This window comes from Muribacter muris, assembly GCF_004569585.1.
Taxonomy (GTDB): domain Bacteria; phylum Pseudomonadota; class Gammaproteobacteria; order Enterobacterales; family Pasteurellaceae; genus Muribacter; species Muribacter muris.
The window spans coordinates 1-3,549 of the sequence record NZ_SPPA01000053.1; the positions used below are offsets into that span (position 1 = coordinate 1).

Consider the following 3,549-nt stretch of genomic DNA (forward strand, 5'->3'; position numbering starts at 1 on the left):
AAGAGCATTTTGAACTGTATTTGAAGGAATGTGAATGGCGTTTTAACCACAGTGAAATAAAAGTTCAATTTTCCATTTTAAAACAATTAGTAAAGCAGAATTTATTCTAGTTATCTAGTACAGCCCCGAAAAGAAAATAAGGAGAACCTTATGTTCAGTTTAATCGGTATTTTTATCGGCTTGGTTTTGCTAATGTTTCTAGCTTTTCGAGGCTATTCAATCGTTTGGATTGCCCCCTTATGTGCGGCGATTGTCGCATTGACCGGCGGATTAGATATTTTAGACGCCTACTTAGGCAGCTATATGAACGGCTTAGTCGGTTTTGTGAAAGCGTGGTTTCCCGCTTTCCTACTCAGCGCAATATTCGGTAACTTAATGGATGTAACAGGCGGTGCAAAATCTATCGCCGTTTGGCTGACAAAAGTGATGGGCTCAAAAAGCGCAATCGCCTCTATTGTGTTAGGATGCGCATTACTCACTTACGGCGGGGTCAGCTTATTTGTCGTTGTGTTTGCCGTTTATCCGCTCGCTTTAGCCGTCTTTAAAGAAGCCAATATCAGCCGCCGTTTAATTCCCGGCACCATCGCTTGTGGTGCATTTACATTTACGATGACGGCATTACCCGGTTCACCGCAAATTCAAAACCTTATCCCGACACAATATTTCGGAACAGACGCAATGGCTGCCCCCATAATGGGTTTAACTGCTTCCGCTATTTTATTTTTCGGCGGCGTTGCTTACCTTGAATACAGACGCAGGAAATATGCCCGACAAGGCGAATATTTTGTTGAGCCTGACAATAAAACGACTAAAGCACAACAAGAGCAGCTACCGTCCCCTTTACTCGCTATTCTCCCATTAGCCACCGTTATCGTTGTACTTAATTTTATTCCACCGCTTATCGGGCTTAGAAACAGCGATCCGAAAAATATCGTGCTTGCTTTGCTAGCGGGTATCGCTTTAGTGATGTTACTCAATATAAAGCAAAGACAATTTTTTACCTCTGCAATCGGAAAAGGGGCTAATGGTGCGGTAGGCGCAATTATCAATACCGCGGCAGCAGTCGGTTTTGGCAGTGTGGTGAGAATGGCACCGGGCTTTGAACACTTAACCGCGATGATCTTAAATATTCCGGGCAGCCCGTTAATTTCGCTCTCTGTCGCCATCAATATTTTAGCCGGTGCAACGGGATCGGCATCAGGCGGAATGGGCATAGCGTTAGAAGCATTGGGCGAAAAATACCTCGCTATAGCCAAGCAAGCGCATATTTCTCCCGAAGCCTTTCACCGCATTGCATCGCTATCTTCCGGCGGGTTGGATACAATGCCGCATAACGGCGCCGTATTAACATTACTCAGTAATACGGGAATGACACACAAAGATTCGTATCTTGAGATTGCCGTTACCTCATTTATTCTCCCGATCATTGCGACCGTTGTTGTGATTTTATTATTTAGTTTATTCGGGATTTACTAAAGACAAGCGGTCTGCCGAGTTATTTTTTTGCAAAATTTGCGTACAGGGAGACCGCTTGTCTCCCTGTATTCTCGGCAGTTTAAACAAAATGAAGAGAGATCGGATTAAACCCCAACTGCAACAGGGCTAGTGTTAAATAAATAGCCGTCAAAGTCCGGATCATCGAGGTCAGACAGTTCAAACAACGTTTGTTTCACGTTCTCTAAATGTTGCCACATTGCTTTACGCGCAAGAGCTGGATCTTTGCGTTGAATCGCATTTAAAATCGCTTCGTGATCCGCTAACCATTTTTTTCGGTATTCAAAATTCGTAATATGAGCGTGCAACCCCGCCCACATTGAGCTGGTAAAACGGTAATCCCATAATGTTTGTTGGATTTTTATCAGCACTTCATTCTGCGTAATACGTGCAAGGGTACAATGGAACTGCTGATCTTCAACATAATCATCCAAACCTAAATCTAACGTTTCTTTCTCTTTCTTCAATATATTCCGAAGCAATACAATATCATTACGGGTTGCCTGAATCGCCGCAAATTCGGCAATACCGCTCTCTAATAATTGGCGAGCCTGTATCAATTCAAAAGGCCCGATTTCCTCAGAACGTGTAACCACTTTTTGAGGCAAGCTAGTCGGGAGGTTTACGACATAAACGCCTGATCCCTTTTTAACCTCAATCAGTTCTTCCAGCTCCAACATGATCAATGCTTCTCGGATCACTGTCCGGCTCACACCGAAACGCTCGGCAATATCTCGTTCCGGCGGTAGTCTATCCCCCAGCTTATAAATTCCTTTTGCTAAATCTTCCCTAAGTAAAGCCCCTATTTTCTTATAGGAACGTAATTGGCTATTTTCTTCGGATTTCATCATTCTAAAATGGGATTACACAATAAATGGAAAGGATTATTTAATATGCTCAATGAAACTTGGCAGCCACGCTTCCGCTGAACCGTCGTGGTCAAAATTTTGCGTTACATCAATGCGGAGGGAATCGCACACCTGTGTTGCACCTTGTGCTTTCAGTGCAGTTTCGACAATATCAACGGCATAGCAAAAGGTATCATAATCCGAGCTACCTAAACCAATAACCCCAAATTTCAGCGTTGAAAAATCGGGAGATTGTTCAGCAATTTTATCAAATAACGGCTGGATATTATCCGGCAACTCACCAGCACCATGCGTAGAAGTAATGACAATAAGGTGAGGGCGTGATTGAATATCGTTAAGCTCGGCATTGTTGAATACATCAACCTGATAGCCCTTTGCATTCAATACATCGCTTAGGTGATCGGCAACATACTCTGCACCACCTAATGTACTACCAGTGATAATACAGATTGACTGGGTCATAAATTTTACTCTCAAAAGTTAAACTATAACCTATATTATAGCGTATTCGCTCTAATTCCGTGTTTTATTAGGCAAATTTTATGATTACTTTACACATTAGTAGTCATATCAATGAGAGAAAATCGGTTAATCTACAAGTAGAATGCAGATAATAAAAAAGCAGCTCTATAAGCTGCTTTTAAAATTTATAATATGGCAGGGGCGGAGAGGCTCGAACTCCCAACACCCGGTTTTGGAGACCGGTGCTCTACCAATTGAACTACGCCCCTAAAGCTAAAGCGAGTAATAAACTCGCTAATTTTAAATAAGTGGCGGAACGGACGGGACTCGAACCCGCGACCCCCTGCGTGACAGGCAGGTATTCTAACCAGCTGAACTACCGCTCCGCAAATTAGGATGATTAACAGTGCCCTACTCTCACATGGGGAAGCCCCACACTACCATCGGCGTTACAGCATTTCACTTCTGAGTTCGGAATGGAATCAGGTGGTGCTACTGCACTCTTGCTGTTAATCAAATTCTTTATTAAATCAATTCACTTGTAAAAATAAACTCATTTAATAAACCCTGATGGTGCCCTACTCTCACATGGGGAAACCCCACACTACCATCGGCATCTCTGCGTTTCACTTCTGAGTTCGGAATGGAATCAGGTGGGTCCACAGCATTATGACCATCAGGAAAATCGGTGATGATGTTTGTTGTCTTTTCTCTTTATTTTATG

The 3,549-nt window shown here is 42.9% G+C and carries 3 protein-coding genes, 2 tRNA genes, 2 rRNA genes and 1 pseudogene; 2 read left to right on the forward strand and 6 right to left on the reverse strand.

The window, feature by feature from the left end; genetic code table 11:
* Positions 1-110, forward strand: a pseudogene (locus E4T80_RS12435) (IS1595 family transposase); the annotation flags it as partial.
* Between the two features lie 40 nt (positions 111-150).
* On the forward strand, positions 151-1,476 hold the full coding sequence (locus E4T80_RS12440; RefSeq protein ID WP_135058700.1) for a GntP family permease: 1,326 nt from the start codon (positions 151-153) through the stop codon (positions 1,474-1,476).
* 104 nt (positions 1,477-1,580) lie between these two features.
* Here E4T80_RS12440 and E4T80_RS12445 read toward each other — a convergent pair whose 3' ends face one another.
* The 6 genes from E4T80_RS12445 to rrf (E4T80_RS12470) form a co-directional block, all read right to left on the reverse strand.
* Entirely contained in the window at positions 1,581-2,342 is a 762-nt protein-coding gene (locus tag E4T80_RS12445) for an FCD domain-containing protein (protein WP_135058702.1), read from the reverse strand.
* A gap of 36 nt (positions 2,343-2,378) precedes the next feature.
* On the reverse strand, positions 2,379-2,825 hold the full coding sequence (gene mioC / locus E4T80_RS12450) for an FMN-binding protein MioC (RefSeq protein ID WP_135058701.1): 447 nt from the start codon (positions 2,823-2,825) through the stop codon (positions 2,379-2,381).
* Positions 2,826-3,018: 193 nt separating this feature from the next.
* Positions 3,019-3,094 (reverse strand) — tRNA-Trp (locus E4T80_RS12455).
* A gap of 40 nt (positions 3,095-3,134) precedes the next feature.
* Positions 3,135-3,211, reverse strand: a tRNA-Asp gene (locus tag E4T80_RS12460).
* A 12-nt stretch (positions 3,212-3,223) separates the two neighbouring features.
* Positions 3,224-3,339 (reverse strand): 5S ribosomal RNA (gene rrf, locus E4T80_RS12465).
* 51 nt (positions 3,340-3,390) lie between these two features.
* Positions 3,391-3,506: ribosomal RNA gene (rrf, locus tag E4T80_RS12470) — 5S ribosomal RNA — on the reverse strand.
* Between the last annotated feature and the right edge of the window lie 43 nt (positions 3,507-3,549).

Coding starts and splice junctions, on each gene's coding strand:
- E4T80_RS12440 (WP_135058700.1), top strand. CDS start 151: ATGTTCAGTTTAATCGGTATTTTTATCGGCTTGGTTTTGCTAATGTTT.
- E4T80_RS12445 (WP_135058702.1), bottom strand. CDS start 2,342: ATGAAATCCGAAGAAAATAGCCAATTACGTTCCTATAAGAAAATAGGG.
- mioC (WP_135058701.1), bottom strand. CDS start 2,825: ATGACCCAGTCAATCTGTATTATCACTGGTAGTACATTAGGTGGTGCA.